The organism is Burkholderia sp. Bp8998, from assembly GCF_003854235.1.
Classification (GTDB): Bacteria; Pseudomonadota; Gammaproteobacteria; order Burkholderiales; family Burkholderiaceae; genus Burkholderia.
On record NZ_QTQF01000003.1, the window covers coordinates 48,553 to 64,571 of the forward strand.

15 protein-coding genes are annotated in these 16,019 nt (G+C 67.3%); 10 read left to right on the forward strand and 5 right to left on the reverse strand.

Features of this window, described 5'->3' with window-relative positions:
* Nucleotides 1-14 precede the first annotated feature (14 nt).
* Nucleotides 15-1,022 carry a hopanoid-associated sugar epimerase gene (gene hpnA / locus DIE06_RS05235; protein ID WP_124660466.1) on the reverse strand — a complete coding sequence of 336 codons (1,008 nt, stop codon included), beginning with the start codon at nt 1,020-1,022 and terminating at the stop codon, nt 15-17.
* A 204-nt stretch (nt 1,023-1,226) separates the two neighbouring features.
* Here hpnA and DIE06_RS05245 point away from each other — a divergent pair, with 204 nt between their 5' ends.
* The 3 genes from DIE06_RS05245 to DIE06_RS05255 all read left to right on the forward strand — a co-directional run bounded on the left by DIE06_RS05245 (nt 1,227) and on the right by DIE06_RS05255 (nt 3,947).
* Nucleotides 1,227-1,523: an acylphosphatase gene (locus DIE06_RS05245; protein ID WP_098554284.1), complete on the forward strand. Its 297-nt coding sequence runs from the start codon at nt 1,227-1,229 to the stop codon at nt 1,521-1,523.
* A 12-nt stretch (nt 1,524-1,535) separates the two neighbouring features.
* Entirely contained in the window at nt 1,536-2,435 is a 900-nt protein-coding gene (gene rarD / locus DIE06_RS05250; protein WP_124660467.1) for an EamA family transporter RarD, read from the forward strand.
* Nucleotides 2,436-2,822: 387 nt separating this feature from the next.
* The gene (locus tag DIE06_RS05255; RefSeq protein ID WP_124660468.1) at nt 2,823-3,947 is read left to right on the forward strand and encodes an OpgC domain-containing protein; all 1,125 of its coding nucleotides are present in this window, start codon (nt 2,823-2,825) and stop codon (nt 3,945-3,947) included.
* A 55-nt stretch (nt 3,948-4,002) separates the two neighbouring features.
* On the opposite strand, the gene DIE06_RS05260 is transcribed toward DIE06_RS05255, so the two are convergent.
* Nucleotides 4,003-4,209, reverse strand: coding sequence for a hypothetical protein (locus DIE06_RS05260; RefSeq protein ID WP_124660469.1), 207 nt, complete (start codon nt 4,207-4,209; stop codon nt 4,003-4,005).
* 120 nt (nt 4,210-4,329) lie between these two features.
* The gene (locus DIE06_RS05265) at nt 4,330-5,853 is read right to left on the reverse strand and encodes a peptide MFS transporter (RefSeq protein WP_124660470.1); all 1,524 of its coding nucleotides are present in this window, start codon (nt 5,851-5,853) and stop codon (nt 4,330-4,332) included.
* A gap of 499 nt (nt 5,854-6,352) precedes the next feature.
* Here DIE06_RS05265 and DIE06_RS05275 point away from each other — a divergent pair, with 499 nt between their 5' ends.
* From DIE06_RS05275 to DIE06_RS05305, 7 genes are all read left to right on the forward strand, one after another.
* Nucleotides 6,353-6,931 carry a cupin domain-containing protein gene (locus DIE06_RS05275; protein WP_124615358.1) on the forward strand — a complete coding sequence of 193 codons (579 nt, stop codon included), beginning with the start codon at nt 6,353-6,355 and terminating at the stop codon, nt 6,929-6,931.
* A 177-nt stretch (nt 6,932-7,108) separates the two neighbouring features.
* Entirely contained in the window at nt 7,109-8,722 is a 1,614-nt protein-coding gene (locus tag DIE06_RS05280) for a peptide ABC transporter substrate-binding protein (protein ID WP_124660471.1), read from the forward strand.
* A gap of 11 nt (nt 8,723-8,733) precedes the next feature.
* Nucleotides 8,734-9,672 (forward strand): ABC transporter permease subunit, encoded by a 939-nt coding sequence (locus tag DIE06_RS05285; RefSeq protein WP_124660472.1) that lies wholly within the window; start codon nt 8,734-8,736, stop codon nt 9,670-9,672.
* A gap of 13 nt (nt 9,673-9,685) precedes the next feature.
* A complete protein-coding gene (locus tag DIE06_RS05290) occupies nt 9,686-10,588 on the forward strand; it encodes an ABC transporter permease (RefSeq protein ID WP_044844992.1) in 903 nt (300 codons plus the stop codon).
* Between the two features lie 107 nt (nt 10,589-10,695).
* A complete protein-coding gene (locus DIE06_RS05295) occupies nt 10,696-11,688 on the forward strand; it encodes an ABC transporter ATP-binding protein (protein WP_124660473.1) in 993 nt (330 codons plus the stop codon).
* Nucleotides 11,685-12,719, forward strand: coding sequence for an ABC transporter ATP-binding protein (locus DIE06_RS05300; RefSeq protein ID WP_185733346.1), 1,035 nt, complete (start codon nt 11,685-11,687; stop codon nt 12,717-12,719). Before DIE06_RS05295 ends, DIE06_RS05300 begins: the two co-directional genes overlap by 4 nt.
* 160 nt (nt 12,720-12,879) lie before the next feature.
* Nucleotides 12,880-14,352 carry an OprD family porin gene (locus DIE06_RS05305; protein WP_124660475.1) on the forward strand — a complete coding sequence of 491 codons (1,473 nt, stop codon included), beginning with the start codon at nt 12,880-12,882 and terminating at the stop codon, nt 14,350-14,352.
* Between the two features lie 67 nt (nt 14,353-14,419).
* On the opposite strand, the gene DIE06_RS05310 is transcribed toward DIE06_RS05305, so the two are convergent.
* Both DIE06_RS05310 and DIE06_RS05320 read right to left on the reverse strand, forming a co-directional pair.
* Complete coding sequence (locus DIE06_RS05310; protein WP_124660476.1) at nt 14,420-15,412, reverse strand: DedA family protein/thiosulfate sulfurtransferase GlpE; 993 nt, start codon at nt 15,410-15,412, stop codon at nt 14,420-14,422.
* A gap of 163 nt (nt 15,413-15,575) precedes the next feature.
* Nucleotides 15,576-15,845, reverse strand: a complete 270-nt coding sequence (locus tag DIE06_RS05320) for a hypothetical protein (RefSeq protein WP_124660478.1) — start codon at nt 15,843-15,845, stop codon at nt 15,576-15,578.
* Nucleotides 15,846-16,019: the final 174 nt, after the last annotated feature.

Sequence of the window (16,019 nt, forward strand, 5' to 3'; positions counted from 1 at the left end):
CACGCCGCTTTGTGTTACTTCAGGTAGCCCGCCGAGCCGAACCAGTCGAGCGCGTCGCGCAGTCCTTCGCGGTACGGACGCGCGCGGTAGCCGAGTTCGCGCTCGGCCTTCGCCGACGTGAAATACATCTTGTTCTTCGACATCCGCAGCCCGTCGACGGTCACGAACGGCTCCTTCTTCGTGAACTTCGCGACGGCCTCCGCACCGACCGCGAGCGGGTAGAGCGGCCAGCGCGGCAGCGCGATCGTCGGCGCCTTGCGGCCCGTCATCTGCGCGATGTCGGCCAGCATCTGCTGCAGCGGCAGGTTCTCGCCGCCGAGGATGTAGCGCTCGCCGATCCGGCCGCGCTCGAGCGCGAGGAAGTGGCCGTGCGCCACGTCGTCGACGTGCACCAGGTTCAGGCCGGTATCGACGAACGCGGGAATCTTGCCGAGCGCGGCCTCGACGATGATGCGGCCGGTCGGCGTCGGCTTCACGTCGCGCGGGCCGATCGGCGTCGACGGGTTGACGATCACCGCCGGCAGCCCTTCGTCGGCGATCATCCGCTCGACCGCGCGCTCGGCCAGCACCTTGCTGCGCTTGTACACGCCGATCGCCTGCTCGGCGGTCAGCGGCCGGTTCTCGTCGGACGGGTCGCCGGCGCTCGTCACCTTCAGCGTCGCGACGCTGCTCGTGTAGACGATCCGCTCGACGCCCTCGGCGCGCGCGGCGCGCATCGTCGCGACCGCGCCTTCGAGGTTCGCGCGCTCGATCTCGTCCGGATCCGGCGCCCACAGCCGGTAGTCGGCCGCCACGTGCAGCAGGTAGCGCACGCCGCGCAGCGCGGCGCGCATCGACGTCTCGTCGCGCATGTCGCCGGTGACGATCTCGGCGTCGAGATCCGCGAGGTTCGTGCGCGGGCTGGTCGGGCGCACCAGCACGCGTACCGCATAGCCTTTCTGCTGCGCGATGCGTGCGACGGCCGAGCCGACGAAACCGGACGCGCCGGTGACGAGAACGAGATCGCGGGAGGTATCAGTCATGCGTTTCCTTCGGGGCCGCGCGCGGGCGGCGCGGCGGTTGTGCGTCGGCGAGATTGTACGTGGTCGGCGCGCACCGCGACGCGAGCGCCGCGCGGCGGCCGAGCCGGGCTGCTGCGGCGGCGGATGGCGAGGCCGCCGGGCCCGTGTGCGATGCGGCCGACGCGACTACAATGCCGGGCTTGAATGCAACGGGAGGGCGACGCAATGAGCCGCAATGAACTGGACGAACGGATCGAGACCTACTATGTGCGGGTGCGCGGCGTCGTGCAGGGTGTCGGTTTCCGTCACGCGACGGTGCGCGAGGCGCACGCGCTGAAGCTGCGCGGCTGGGTCGCGAATCTCGAGGACGGCAGTGTCGAGGCGATGATCCAGGGCCCCGGCGCGCAGATCGACCGGATGCTCGCGTGGCTGCGCCACGGGCCGCCGTCGGCGCGCGTGACCGAAGTCACGTTCGAGGAGCGTCAGGTCGAAAGGCGTTTCGAGCGCTTCCAGCAGCAGTAAGGCGAAAACAACATGACGGGGTATCCGGAGGCCGGGCGCGGCATCGCGCTGTCGGTGATGGCGTCGACGCTGTTCGCGCTGATGTCCGCTTACGCGAAACTGCTTGCGCCGCTCACCGGGCTCGACATCTTCGCGTGGCGCATCCTGTGGACCGCACCGGGCGCGCTCGCGCTGATCGCGCTGCGCGGCCGCTGGCCGGCGCTCGTCGAGCTCGTGCGGCGCAGCGTGCGCGACTGGCGCCTGCTGATCGCGCTGCCGGCGAGCGCGGCGCTGCTCGGCCTGCAGCTGTGGCTGTTCCTGTGGGCACCGCTGCACGGGCGCATGCTCGAGGTGTCGCTCGGCTATTTCCTGCTGCCGCTGACGATGGTGCTCGTCGGCCGCTTCTACTATCACGAACGGCTCGACCCGCTGCAATGGGCGGCAGTCGCGTGCGCGGCGCTCGGCGTCGCGCACGAGGTGTGGGCGACGCGCGCGTTCGCGTGGCCGACGCTCGTCGTCGCGCTCGGCTATCCGCCGTATTTCGTGCTGCGCCGCCGGATCAACGCCGATTCGCTGGCCGCGTTCGCGTGCGAGATCGTGCTGCTGTGCCCGGTCGCGCTCGCGATGGTGTCGGCGAGCCCGACGCCGGTCGCCAGCCATCCGCTGCTGTGGGCCGCGCTGCTGCCGGGGCTCGGCGTGCTCAGCACGCTCGCGCTCGCGAGCTACCTGAAGGCGAGCCGGATGCTGCCGATGGCGCTGTTCGGGATCCTCGGCTACGTCGAGCCAGTGCTGCTCGTCGCGGTGTCGCTGCTGCTGCTCGGCGAGACGCTGAGCGTCGCGCAGCTCGCGACCTATGGGCCGATCTGGGTCGCCGTCGCGCTGACCGCGTGGCACAGCGCGATGCTGATGCGGCGCTTGCCCGTGCGCGGCTGAGCGTCGTTGGTCGGCGGCGCGACGGCGGCAACGAAACTGCCGCGCATCGCGCATTCGTTGCGTCGAATCCCGCGATGCTGGCATCGAACTGGCATCGCGCTGACATCCGGCTGGCCGCGTCGCCAGCTTCGTATCGCCGATGTCACGCCTGTAATCGAACAGAAGATTCCGTTGCACTTTGTTACTTAGGGTATCCCCCGACCGGCCGCTAGACTGACCTGACCGTCTTCTCTTCGTATGCGGCTTTTCCATGAACGGTCATCTCGGTGCCGGGCCGGCCGGGCCGGCGCGATACGAGCATACGCGTATCGCCGCTGACCAGGCTCACCTTCTCCCTGCCGCATCCTCCACCGGTGCGCACCGCGCCGTCGTCGCGCAGGTGCGGCCATGTCGTTGAGCATGCCGGCCGCCGCCACGGCGCCGCCGGCGCGCGGCGGCCGCTTGATCGAAGTCGACTTCTTCCGCGGAATCGTGCTGTTGATGATCGTCGTCGATCACATCGGCGCGAGCGTGCTGTCGCGCGTGACGCTCCACGCCTTCGCGCTGTGCGACGCGGCCGAGGTGTTCGTGTTCCTCGGCGGCTTCGCGACCGCGAGCGCGTACGGCGCGATCGCCGACCGGCACGGCGCGCGCGCCGCGCAGCGGCGGTTCGTGCGTCGCGCGATGCAGATCTATCGCGCGTTTCTCGCGACGTCGACGCTGATGCTCGTCGTGTCCGCCGTGCTCGACCATTACGGGATCGACGCGCCGAACCTCGCGCTCGACGACGTCAGCGTGATGCTTGCGTCGCCGCTCACGGGTCTCGCCGAGCTGCTCACGTTCCAGCGCCAGCCGTATCTCGCGTCGGTGCTGCCGATGTACGTGCTGTTCGCGCTCGCGTCGCCGGTGATCGTGCCGTTCGCGCGCCGCCATCCGTGGCTGCTCGTCGCGTCCAGCGCGGCGTCGTGGCTCGCGGCCGGCTGGCTCGGCCCCGAGCTGCTGGACACCGATTCGTTCCGCTGGAGCTTCAACCCGTTTGCGTGGCAGCTGATGTTCGTCGCCGGCGTGCTCGCGCGCTGCCAGCCCGTGTACCGGCACATCGCGCTCGGGCACTGGAGCACCGCGGCGACCGGCGTCGCATGCGCGATCGTGCTCGGTTGCGCGAGCTACAAGCTGTTCTCGGGGCTGCCGGTGCCGGAAGGCGTGCTCAAGCGCGATCTCGCGCTGCCGCGCGTCGTGAGCTTCGCGGCGATCGCGTGGCTGATGGCCGACTGCGTGCGCTACGGCTGGATCGCGCGCATCGCGCAGGCCGTGCAGCCCGTCGTCGCGGTCGGCAGGCGTGGCCTGATCTGCTTCGTCGCGGGCGCGGCGATCTCGCTCGTGATCGATTCGCTGCTGCATCCGGTCGCGAACGGCGCCGAGCTGCGGCATCTCGGCGTGGGCCTCGCGGCCGACGCATGCGCGGTCGGGCTGATGATGGCCGTGGCGGGTTCGGGAACGTGGTTCGCGCGCTGGCGTGGCGCGGCCGCGTGAGCGGTGCGGGAAAACGCGCAGGCGGCACGCAACGTGCCGCGCGGCGTCGATGACGTCAGTGAGATGAGCCGATGCGGGAGCGGGGGGCGGCGGTCGCGTCGTCGGATTCGGCGTCGTCGCGTTCGTCGGACTCCGGATCGTCCTGCTGCGCGAGCACCGCGTCGGCTTCGGCCGCGGCCCGGGCGGCGCGCAATGCGGTGCAGCGCTGCGCGTGCCGGATGTCCGACAGCATCCTCAAGAGCCGAGTCGTTTTGCTTTTCATGATCTTCTCCCGCCGGTGCGCATCGCGATGGAGCGGATGCGCCGTTGCAACCAGTGTAGGACGTGCTGGCCGCGCCGGCGGGAGAATGTGGCGTACATGCCGCACGCCGAGGGATAGTACTTACTGGGCCGAGGCCATCGCCTGCGCCTGCACCGCTTCTTCCTCGCGGCGCTCTTCCGCGCAGCGCTGATGCTGGCGCGACAGGCGGTTCATCATCGGCAGCAGCAGGAGGGCGAGCAGCATGCCGATCGCGGCGAGCCAGCCGAGCTTCTCGAACAGCGACAGGTAGAGCGGCAGCGATTCGGTGGCCGGCAGGTCGTGCGACGGCATCTGCGCGAAGTTCGCGACGACGCTGCCGAGATACTGCGACACACCCGTCGCGACGAAATACGCGCCCATCATGAAGCCGCTCATGCGCGCCGGCACGTAGCGGGCGATCATCGCGAGGCCGAGGCCGCTCACCAGCAGTTCGCCGAGCGAGTAGAGGCCGTAGCCCCACACCATGAACCACGACGACACGCGACCGTCCACCGCGTAGCGGCCGCTGATCGTGAACACCAGGTAGCCGGCGGCCACCGCGCCGAAGCCGAACGCATACTTCGCGGCGACCGGCAGGTCGCGGCCGCTCTTCGAGAACGCGTTGTAGATCCACACGAGCACCGGGCTCAGCATCATGATCCAGATCGGGTTCAGCGCCTGGAACTGCGCGGCGCTCCACGTGAACAGCGTCGTGCCGAACAGGATGAAGCGCGGATCGACGTTGCGCAGCGCGAACAGCGTCAGCGACGTCGACATCTGCACGTAGAAGATGAAGAACAGGATCACCTGGCCGATCAGCACGAGCGCCGCGATCAGGCCCGCGCGCTCCGAACGCTCCGACTTCGCGATCATGTACGCGAAGATCGCGAGGATCGCGAAGGCGGCCGTCCACACGCTCGCGACCGCGAGCTGCTTGTGCTGCAGCACGTACAGCGTGATCAGCGCGAGCGCCACGCCGCCTGCCGCCACGCCGCCGAGGCGCTTCCAGCGGATCGGTTCGTCGTCGGGCTGCGAGCCGATGTGCGCGAGCGTGCGGTGCATCAGCATGAAGTTCAGGATCGCGAGCAGCATGCCGGCGCAGCAGACCGCGAACGCGGTGTGCCAGCCCCAGTGATCCTTGATCCACGGCGTCGCGAGCATCGACACGGTCGAGCCGATGTTGACCGCCATGTAGTAGATCGTGAACGCGCTGTCGATGCGCGCGTCGTCGCCTTCGTAGATGCGGCGCACGAGGTTCGCCGCGTTGGCCTTGAACAGGCCGTTGCCGACGACGATCACGCCGAGCGATGCGTACATGTACGCCAGCGCGTCGTTCGGGACCGCCAGCATCAGGTAGCCGGCGCACAGCACGGCCGCGCCGATGATCATCGTGCGACGGGCGCCGAGCACCTTGTCGCCGATCCAGCCGCCGATCGACGGGGACGCGTAGACGAGCGCGGTGAACGCACCCCAGGTCAGGTTCGCATGGCTGTCGGTGAAACCGAGCCGGTCGACCATGAAGAGGACCAGGAGCGCGGCCATGCCGTAGTAGCCGAAGCGCTCCCACATTTCGATGAGGAAGACCGTCGTAAACGATCGGGTCTGTGAAACAGGTGCGTGCATCATCAATCTCGTTTGAAACGGACGGCGCGGATCGCGCGTCGCCTTGGGAGTCGAACTGGCGCCGGAGCACGGTGGCCGGGTAGGCTTTGCGTCGGCGATGGAGCAGTCGGGCGGTTAGCCCGGGCCGGGGGCGGACTCCGCCACATAAGGCGGAGCGCGGCCCCGACCGGCGCGCGAGTGGTAACGTTTGCCGGTCCGGTGCGTCAGGTCCGCGCCACTCAGGGAAACTCCCGATATGGCAGCAGCTTTCAGGAACATTCGTCTCATCATCTATTTGTAAACTTTGCCGCCCGGCCTCCGAAGATTCCCGGAGAGCCGCTTGCAGCTTGCCTGTGAAGCCGGCGAGTCTGGCAAGATAGCGCGTCGTTTCGCTCGCTTCGGGCCCTGTTTAGTGCACCGGGCTCAACGCCGAAGACGTATGCGAACCCGAAGATTAAGCTATCTCGAATTAACTTAGTTACTTTCCATCAAACATTTTTTGACGACCACTTTTCGGCCTGCTATGGTTCCCCCCACTGAAAACTCGCGATCGGCAGACGCTGTCGCACTCGGCAGCAAGATTCGCGCGTTGCGCCAACGACTCAAGCGCACGCTCGACGACACCGCTACCGCCGCGGGGATTTCGAAGCCGTTTCTGTCTCAAGTCGAACGCGGGCTCGCGTCGCCGTCGCTGACGTCGCTGGCCGGTATCGCACAGGCGCTCGGCGTGACGGTGCAGTACTTCGTGGATACGCCGAGCGAGGAACGCTCGGTCTGCAGAGGCGAGCAGTTGCGCTTCTTCGGATTCGCCGATTCGGCGAACCTGTTCGCGAGGCTGACCAACGTGACCGAAGGGCGTCAGCTCGAGGCGATCCTCGTGCGGATGCCGCCGGGGCAGAAACGGTCGGAGGTGACGACACATGCAGGAGAGGAGTTCCTGTATGTGATTGAAGGGGAAGTGTCGCTGACGCTGGAAGGCAAGACGTTCGTCCTGCAGGCCGGCGACAGTTCGCACTATCAGTCGACGGTCCCGCACAGCTGGGTCAACACCGCGAAGGTCGAGTCGGTGGTGGTCTGGGTCGGTACGCCGCGGCTGTTCTAACGCACGGGTATTCCTTCGTTTCCACGACGGAATGCCTGTCGAAAGAAACGTAAGGAATACTAAGATGCAATACGAGAATCACGGGCCTCCTCAATCGCTGCACCCGTCAGCGTCTCACGCGTAACCGCGGCATCCGCCGCGCATCGCTCACCGAACAACCTTCTCAAGACTGCCACGATGAAATCCTTGCATGCCATGTCGGCCGTGCTGGCCGCGCTCGCCCTGACGACACCCGCCGCCCACGCCGTGACCGTTCCGTCGAACGTCGCGCTCGCTCCTCAACAGGACCTGACGCGTCAGGTGCCTGCCGAAGTCGAATCGCTCGACCCGGCGCACATCGAATCGTGGACCGGCAACACGATCGGCCTCGACCTGTTCGAGGGGCTTGCCCGCATCGATGCGGCCGGTCAGGTCGTGCCGGGCGTCGCGCAATCGTGGGAGCGCAAGACGCCGCAGACGTGGATCTTCAAGCTGCGCCACGATGCGAAGTGGAGCAACGGCCAGCCGGTGACCGCCGCCGATTTCGTCTATGCATGGCAGCGCCTCGTCGATCCGAAGACGGGCTCGAAGTACACGATCCTCGTCGAGTTCGTGAAGAACTCGAAGGACATCATCGCCGGCAAGGCCGCACCGACGACGCTCGGCGTGCGCGCCGTCGACCCGTACACGCTTGAAGTGACGACCGACGTGCCCGTCGCGTTCTTCCCCGAACTGACCGCGATGGTGCCGCTCGCGCCGGTGAACAAGGACACCGTCGCGAAGTTCGGCGATGCATGGACGCGTCCGGGCAACATCGTCAGCAACGGCGCGTACCAGCTGGTCGACTGGCAGCCGAACAACCGCATCGTGATCTCGAAGGACGCGAAGTACTGGAACGCGCCGAAGGTCGTGATCAACAAGGTCACGTACCTGCCGATCGAAAGCGACGAAACGGCGATGCGCATGTACCAGGCCGGCCAGATCGACTACAGCTACTCGATCCCGTCGGGCATCTTCCAGCAGGTCAGCAAGCAGTTCGGCGGCGAACTGCGCCCGGGCCTGCAGCTCGCGACGTACTACTACTACCTGAACAACAGCGATGCGGCGCTCAAGGACAAGCGCGTGCGCCAGGCGCTGTCGATGGTGATCGATCGCGACGTGCTGACGTCGAAACTGACGCAGGCCGGCGAGAAGCCGATGTACGGCCTGATGCCGAACGGCACGAAGGGCGTGCAGCCGTTCACGCCGGAATGGGCGTCGTGGCCGATGGCCAAGCGCGTCGCGACCGCGAAGGACCTGCTGAAGCAGGCCGGCTTCTCGGACGCGAAGCCGCTGTCGTTCACGCTCACGTACAACACCAACGACCTGCACAAGAAGGTCGCGCTGTTCACCGCATCGGAATGGCGCACCAAGCTCGGCATCAACACGAAGCTCGAGAACGTCGAGTTCAAGGTGCTGATGAAGGAACGGCATGACGGCAAGGTGCAGATCGCGCGCGACGGCTGGTTCGCCGACTACAACGACGCGATGACCTTCTTCGACCTGATCCGCTGCGGCAGCTCGCAGAACACCGTCGGCTACTGCAACAAGCAGGTCGACACGTTCGTCGACGACGGCAACCAGAAGCTCGACGACAAGGCGCGCGCCACGCTGCTCACGCAGGCGCACGACACGGCGATGAACGACACGCCGATGGTGCCGCTGTTCCAGTACTCGGCCGACCGTCTCGTGAAGCCCTACGTGGGCGGCTACTCGCTGAAGAACGTGATCGACATGCGTGCTTCGCAGGACATGTACCTGATCAAGCACTGAGCGGAGCGATCATGCTGGCCTACGCATTGAGACGCACGTTGTGGGCGGTGCCGACGATTCTCGCCGTCATCACCGTCTGCTACCTGCTGCTGCACTTCACGCCCGGCGGTCCGTTCGATACGGAGAAGCAGCTGTCCGCGGCGACGCTCGCGAACCTGAACGCGAAGTACCACCTCGACGAGCCGCTGTGGAAGCAGTACCTGCTGTATCTCGGTTCGCTGCTGCAAGGTGATCTCGGCCCGTCGTTCCGCTACGTCGACTGGTCGGTGAACGATCTCGTGAAGAAGGCGCTGCCCGTGAGTCTCGGCGTGGGCGGCGTGTCGATCCCGATCTCGATCGTGTTCGGCGTGCTGCTCGGCACTGTCGCGGCCGTGCGCCGCGACAGCCTGATCGACCGCTTCGTGATGCTGATCGGCAACTTCGGCAACGTCGTGCCGCCGTTCGTGCTCGGCCCGGTGCTGGTGTGGATCTTCGCGATCCTGCTGAAGACGTCGGCCGGCAACGGCTGGCTGCCGGCCGGCGGCTGGGGCGACGGCGGCTGGCAGTACCGGCTGCTGCCGATCGTGCTGCTGACCTTCATCAACGTATCGCTGCTCGCGCGCGTGATGCGCGGCTCGATGATCGAGACGCTGTCGAGCAACTTCATCCGCACCGCGCGCGCGAAGGGCCTGCCGGGCTCGACGATCGTGCTGCGCCACGCGCTCAAGCCCGCGCTGATGCCGGTCGTGTCGCTGTTCGGCACGGTCTGCATCACGTCGATCACGGCGGCCGTCGTCACCGAATCGGTGTTCGCGCTGCCGGGGCTCGGGCAGCTCGTCGTGAACGGCGCGATCAACCGCGACTACACGCTGGTGCTCGGCCTCGTCGTGCTGACGACCGTCTGTGCCGTGCTGTTCAACCTGCTGGTCGACCTCGCGTACGCATGGCTCGACCCGCGCATCCGTTATTGAGCGAGGCACTGCGATGACTCCGACTACTCCCGTCGTCAGTCTGCCCGTGCAGACCGACTCGCCGCCGCGTTCGCGCTCGCCGCTTGCGCTCGCGTTCGCGCGCTTCCTTCACAACCGCGCGGCCGTGTTCAGCCTCGTGCTGCTTGCGCTGATCACGCTCGCGTGTTTCGTCGGCCCGTGGCTGCTGGCGGCCGATCCCGCCGCGAGCGACTGGGGTTCGATCAGCCTGGCGCCGACGCTCGCGAACCAGCACTGGTTCGGCACCGACGAGCTCGGCCGCGACCTGCTCGTGCGCACGCTGATCGGCGGCCGCGTGTCGATCGAGGTCGGCCTGCTCGGCACGCTGGTGTCCGGCCTGTTCGGCGTCGCGTGGGGCGCGACCGCCGGTTTCGCGGGCGGCCGGGTCGACTCCGCGATGATGCGCGTCGTCGACATGATGTACGCGATCCCGTACCTGCTGATCGCGATCCTGATGATGACCCTGTTCGGCCGCTCGTTCATGCTGGTCGTGCTGACCATCAGCGCGTTCTCGTGGATCGACATGGCGCGCGTCGTGCGCGGCCAGACGCTGTCGCTGCGCAATCGCGAGTTCGTCGATGCGGCGCGCGCGATCGGCGTGTCGCCGGCGTCGATCGTGCTGCGCCACGTCGTGCCGAACCTGCTCGGCGTGGTCGTCGTGTACGCGACCGTGTCGGTGCCGAACATCGTGCTGACCGAATCGGTGTTGTCGTTCCTCGGCCTCGGCGTGCAGGAACCGATGACGAGCTGGGGCGTGCTGATCCAGGACGGCGCGCAGAAACTGGAATCGATGCCGTGGCTGCTGCTGGCACCGGCCGTCATGCTGTGCGTGACACTTTACTGCGTGAACTTCGTTGGCGACGGCCTGCGTGACGCGCTCGACCCGAAGGATCGCTGAAAATGAAACAGTCCCCACGCTCACTATGTTCGCTCGGGGGGGGCGCAGCCCCCCCGTCTCCCCCAGGCGCATCCATCGAAGTGCCGAGCGGCCCGGCGGAGGCTGACATGACTGCTTTGCTGGAAGTAGAAAACCTCGGCGTGCGCTTCTCGCGCAAGGACGCGCCGCCGATCGACGCCGTGAGCGGCGTGTCGTTCTCGCTCGAAGCCGGCAAGACGCTCGGCATCGTCGGCGAATCGGGCTCGGGCAAGAGCCAGACCGTGATGGCGCTGCTCGGCCTGCTGGCCGGCAACGGCGCGACGACGGGCGCCGCGCGCTATCGCGGCGACAACCTGCTCGAGATGGATACGCGTGCGCTGAACGCCGTGCGCGGCGACCGGATCGCGATGATTTTCCAGGATCCGATGACGTCGCTCAATCCGTTCCTGACGATCGAGCGGCAGATGACCGAGACGCTACAGCTGCATCGCAAGCTGTCGCGCAAGGAAGCGACCAGGCGCGCGATCGAGGCGCTCGAGTCGGTGCGGATTCCCGATGCGGCGCGCCGCATCCGCATGTATCCGCACGAGTTCTCCGGCGGCATGCGCCAGCGCGTGATGATCGCGATGGCGCTGCTGTCCGAGCCGGAAATCCTGATCGCCGACGAGCCGACCACCGCGCTCGACGTGACCGTGCAGGCACAGATCATCGACCTGCTGCGCGAGCTGAACCGCGAGCGCGGCACCGCGATCGTGCTGATCACGCACGACATGGGCGTGGTCGCGGGCCTCGCGGACGACGTGATGGTCATGTATGCGGGCCGCACCGTCGAATACGCGCCGGCCGAATCGATCTTCGCGGCGCCGTCGCATCCCTACACGATCGGCCTGCTCAACGCGCTGCCGCGCCTGACCGACGCCGACGATGCGCCGCTCGTCGCGATTCCCGGCAATCCGCCGATGCCCGGCACCGCGCCGGCCGGCTGTGCGTTCGCGAAACGCTGCACATATGCGCAGGAGCGCTGCGGTACCGCGCGCCCCGCGCTCGAAACCTATGGCGCGGTGGGCGCGGTGCGCGCGTGCCACCGGCCGCTGGCCGATCTGACGGGAGGTCTGCGATGAGCGTCGATGAACGCCGCCATGCCGGCACGACGGGCACGACGAGCGATACGCTGCTGTCCGTCGACGATCTGAAGGTGCATTTTCGCGTGCCGCTCGGCGGCTATCCGTGGTCGCCGAAGGGCACGCTGCGCGCGGTCGACGGCGTGTCGTTCGACGTGAAGCGCGGCGAGACGGTCGGGCTCGTCGGCGAGTCGGGCTGCGGGAAGTCGACGCTCGCGCGCGCGCTGATCGGCCTCGTGCCGATGACGGCCGGCACGGTGCGCTGGCGCGGCGAAGCCGTCGCGCCCGATCACCTGCGCGGCACCGCGATGCGCCGCGAAGTGCAGATGATCTTCCAGGATCCGCTCGCGTCGCTCGATCCGCGCATGACGATCGAACAGATCGTCGCGGAGCCGCTGGTCACGCACCACGCGGGCCTCGGCCGCACCGAAGTGCGGCGTCGCGTGGTCACGATGCTCGAGCGTGTCGGCCTGAACGCGCATCACCTGCTGCGCTATCCCCACGAATTTTCCGGCGGACAGTGCCAGCGCGTCGGTATCGCGCGTGCGCTGATCGGCGAGCCGAAGCTCGTGATCTGCGACGAACCGGTGTCGGCACTCGACGTGTCGATCCAGGCGCAGATCGTGAACCTGCTGCGCGATCTGCAACGTGAACTGTCGTTGTCCTATCTGTTCGTCGCGCACGATCTGGCGGTGGTGAAGGCCATCAGCCAGCGCGTGCTCGTGATGTATCTCGGCCGCGTGATGGAGTTCGGCACGCGGCATGACGTGTACGGCGTGCCGCAGCACCCGTACACGAAGGCGCTGCTCGATGCGGCGCCGACGCCGGAGCCGGCGCGCGAGCGTGCTCGCCGTCCGATGCTGCTGGCGGGCGAGATGCCGTCGCCGCTCAACCCGCCGTCCGGCTGCGCGTTCCGCACGCGTTGTCCGGTCGCGATCGACGCGTGCGCGCAGGACGTGCCGCTGCCGGAAGTGCGGCACGGCTCGGCGGCGCGTGTCGCGTGCATCCGGGCGGGCGCGGTGGCGGCGTGAAGTGACGCAGCAAACATAACCAGGCAGGTCAACAGGGGTAGGGTGCGGCGCGAACGATCTTCGCGTCGCGGGTCAAGGCGCGTCCTTAACCGGGCTCGCCGGGGGACCGGGAGCGGATCGCAACCGGCGTGGACGACATCAACACAAGACGAGAATGACGATGAAAAAGCAAAAGACGATCGGGACGGCATCGAAGATGCTGCTCGCATGGGGCCTGCCGGCGCTTGCCGGCGTATCGATGACCGGCGTCGCGCACGCCGACGACGCGGCCCCCGCACCGCTGACGGTCGCGCAGGCCGCGCCGTCCGCGGGCGCGAGCACGTCGGTTGCGCAGGCAACGACCCCGAACGCCATTATCAACGCCGAGGCGAACCAGGCCGTCACGCCGCCCGATGAGCCGTCGGCGCAGTCGAAGTCGAACGGCTTCATTGCCGACAGCCACCTGAACTTCCTGTTCCGCAACTATGCGGACACGCTCGACAACAAGGGCGGGCCGCATCGTCACGCGTGGGTCCAGGGCGCGATGGCGAACTTCGAGTCGGGCTACACGACCGGCCTGATCGGCATCGGCTTCGACGCGTCGCTGTATGCGGCGCTGAAGCTCGACGGCGGCAAGGGCGCCGGCAGCATGGTGCACATCGCGAAGGGCGGCGGCGGTTCGAACCAGCTCGCGTGGGCCTATCCGGGCATCTACGACGTGAAGGCGCGCATCTCGAACACGGTGGTCAAGTACGGTCTGCAGGCCGTCGACAACCCGTTCATGGAGCAGCACGACAACCGCGCGCTGCCGCCGACGTTCCTCGGCGCGACGATCGTCAGCAACGAATTCAAGAACGTGATGCTCGAGGCCGGCAGCTTCACGAAGACCGACGCGCGCGGCCACACGACGCTCACCAACCTCACGACGCAGTATGGCGGCACGCGCATCAATCGCCTGACCTATGTCGGCGGCACGTGGGACTACTCGCCGGACGGCGAAGTCGCGCTGTACGCGAACCAGGCCGACGACGTGTGGCACCAGTACTACGCGTCGGTGAAGCACAGCATCGGCGATACGAAGTCGATCAAGTGGACCGGTTTTGGTAACGTTTACTCGACGCACGACACGGGCGACGCGCTGCAGGGCAAGATCAACAACAACGCGTACAGCCTGTCGCTGGCCGCGCAGCACGGTCCGCACGAACTGCTGCTCGGTTATCAGCAGGTGCTCGGCGACCAGTTCTTCGACTACCTGAACGAAACGAACGGCATCTTCCTGACCAACTCGATGGACGTCGACTACAACGCGCCGCACGAAAAGTCGCTGCAGCTGCGTTACACGTTCTACGGCAAGGAAGCGGGCCTGCCGGGCTTCAAGGCGATGGTCTGGGGCGTGACGGGCTGGGGTGCGGACGGCAGCGCAGGCGCCGCGAACGATCCGAGCAAGTCGAGCATCTACTGGAGCAACGGCGCGCCGGTGCAGGGCCGTCACCACGAGTTCGGCTTCATCCCGTCGTACACGTTCCAGAGCGGCAAGCTGAAGGACACGAAGGTCACGTTCATCGCGATGTGGCACACCGGTTCCTCGCACACCGCGGACGCGACCAACAAGGAGTACCGCCTGGTCGTGAACGTGCCGGTGCACGCGTTCTGATCGAAGGGGGGCGCGACGTCCCCTTCAGGTTTTTTCGTCTCGCGCGGCCGGCCTGCAGTCAGTTCGATCAGGCCGGCTTGTGCAACCCCGCCACCGGATCGTTCGCGGCGGGCATGTCCTCCAGCAGCGACGTGAGCTGGCGGCCCGTGTCGCGCCAGGCGTCGAGGCCGCCGCGCAGCGGCAGTGCATCGGTGAAGCCTGCGTCGAGCAGGCGCTTGGCCATCAGCGCCGCCGTCACTTCGTTCGGGCACGAGCAATACACGACGAACTTCTGCGAGAACGGATAGCGCGCGACGATGTCCTCGATGTGCCGTTCGTCCGCGAACTGCGCGCCGGGAATCGTGAACGGGTCGAGCTTGCGGTGTTCGGGTGAACGCACGTCGAGCACCACCGGCGCGGACGAATCGCGCAGCAGCAGGTCGAGCTCGTCGACGCCGATCCGCGCGCTCGCGAGCTGGCGGATCAGCGCGCGGCGGCGCATCCAGCGCACGGCGGCATAGATCGCCAGCAGCGCGACGATCACAAGCAGCACCGCGCGGCCGAGCCGGCTCGCGCCGGCGAACAGCCAGTCGATCTGGCGGTAGAACACGAGCCCCGCGACGAGGCCGACCATCGTCCACAGCGCGGCGCCGAGCGCATCGTAGCCGGCGAACGTGCGATAGCGCGTGCCGAGCGCGCCGGCCATCGGCACCGACACGAGCGACAGCCCCGGAATGAAGCGGGCGACCGCGAGCACGCGCACGCCGTAGCGGCCGAAGAATCGTTCGGTCTTTTTCACGCAGGTATCGCGCGACAACGACAGCCGGCAGATCGTCTTCAGCGTCGAGCCGCCGTAGCGCCGCCCGGCGACGTACCACACGGTGTCGCCGATCAGCGCGCCGAGCACCGACAGCGCCAGCACCGTCACCAGCTGCGAGCCGATCATCGCCGGATGCATCGCGGCCATCGCGCCGAACAGCACGAGCGTCGGCATCGCCGGTACGGGCAGGCCGATGGCCGCCGCGAGCACATTGGCGAAGACGAGAAGCGGCCCGTATTGGGCGACGAGGTCACGGAGCATGACGGCTGGCCGAAAAGGAAGCGCGTGAGGAGGATACGCGGATGGGCCGATTATCGGCCATTTTCAACCGGACGGCGGGGAATGACGGAAAGCGCCTGACGGCGGCAGGGCGATGCGGGCGGAACGGTGAGCCGGTGCGTTGCGCGCGGCTCACCGATCGACATCAGGAAGAGGTGCGGGCGAGCGAGGCGGCGCCGTGGTTTTCGCCGGGCAGCTCGGCACCATGCGAGCGGATTGCCGCGATCAGTTCGGCCGGCGTGATCTCGTAGCGGACCTCGCGGTGAATGCCGGGCTTGCGTTCGTCGATCTCGATCAGCAGCACGCTTTTGCCATCGCCGGTCGATTCGAGCCGGAGCGAGCGCAGTTCGCGGCCGTCGGCCGGGTCGTGTTCGGTGAGCAGGGTCATTGCCCCGGATGAGCCGGTAGTGCGCATCGAACCTATCCTCGTGTCGTGTGTGCCAGGTTGGCGAAGATGTCGTTGTTGAATGCAGCTTGACGCAGTTTAACGCGAACGGGCCACAATACGGAGCATTTTCGTGGGCACGAAAAGAGGGCTGCACCATCATCCTTCTGATGTTTGAGCCGTGCCGGGCGGGCGTTTCAGCCG

Coding starts and splice junctions, on each gene's coding strand:
- hpnA (WP_124660466.1), bottom strand. CDS start 1,022: ATGACTGATACCTCCCGCGATCTCGTTCTCGTCACCGGCGCGTCCGGT.
- DIE06_RS05245 (WP_098554284.1), top strand. CDS start 1,227: ATGAGCCGCAATGAACTGGACGAACGGATCGAGACCTACTATGTGCGG.
- rarD (WP_124660467.1), top strand. CDS start 1,536: ATGACGGGGTATCCGGAGGCCGGGCGCGGCATCGCGCTGTCGGTGATG.
- DIE06_RS05255 (WP_124660468.1), top strand. CDS start 2,823: ATGTCGTTGAGCATGCCGGCCGCCGCCACGGCGCCGCCGGCGCGCGGC.
- DIE06_RS05260 (WP_124660469.1), bottom strand. CDS start 4,209: ATGAAAAGCAAAACGACTCGGCTCTTGAGGATGCTGTCGGACATCCGG.
- DIE06_RS05265 (WP_124660470.1), bottom strand. CDS start 5,853: ATGATGCACGCACCTGTTTCACAGACCCGATCGTTTACGACGGTCTTC.
- DIE06_RS05275 (WP_124615358.1), top strand. CDS start 6,353: ATGGTTCCCCCCACTGAAAACTCGCGATCGGCAGACGCTGTCGCACTC.
- DIE06_RS05280 (WP_124660471.1), top strand. CDS start 7,109: ATGAAATCCTTGCATGCCATGTCGGCCGTGCTGGCCGCGCTCGCCCTG.
- DIE06_RS05285 (WP_124660472.1), top strand. CDS start 8,734: ATGCTGGCCTACGCATTGAGACGCACGTTGTGGGCGGTGCCGACGATT.
- DIE06_RS05290 (WP_044844992.1), top strand. CDS start 9,686: ATGACTCCGACTACTCCCGTCGTCAGTCTGCCCGTGCAGACCGACTCG.
- DIE06_RS05295 (WP_124660473.1), top strand. CDS start 10,696: ATGACTGCTTTGCTGGAAGTAGAAAACCTCGGCGTGCGCTTCTCGCGC.
- DIE06_RS05300 (WP_185733346.1), top strand. CDS start 11,685: ATGAGCGTCGATGAACGCCGCCATGCCGGCACGACGGGCACGACGAGC.
- DIE06_RS05305 (WP_124660475.1), top strand. CDS start 12,880: ATGAAAAAGCAAAAGACGATCGGGACGGCATCGAAGATGCTGCTCGCA.
- DIE06_RS05310 (WP_124660476.1), bottom strand. CDS start 15,412: ATGCTCCGTGACCTCGTCGCCCAATACGGGCCGCTTCTCGTCTTCGCC.
- DIE06_RS05320 (WP_124660478.1), bottom strand. CDS start 15,845: ATGCGCACTACCGGCTCATCCGGGGCAATGACCCTGCTCACCGAACAC.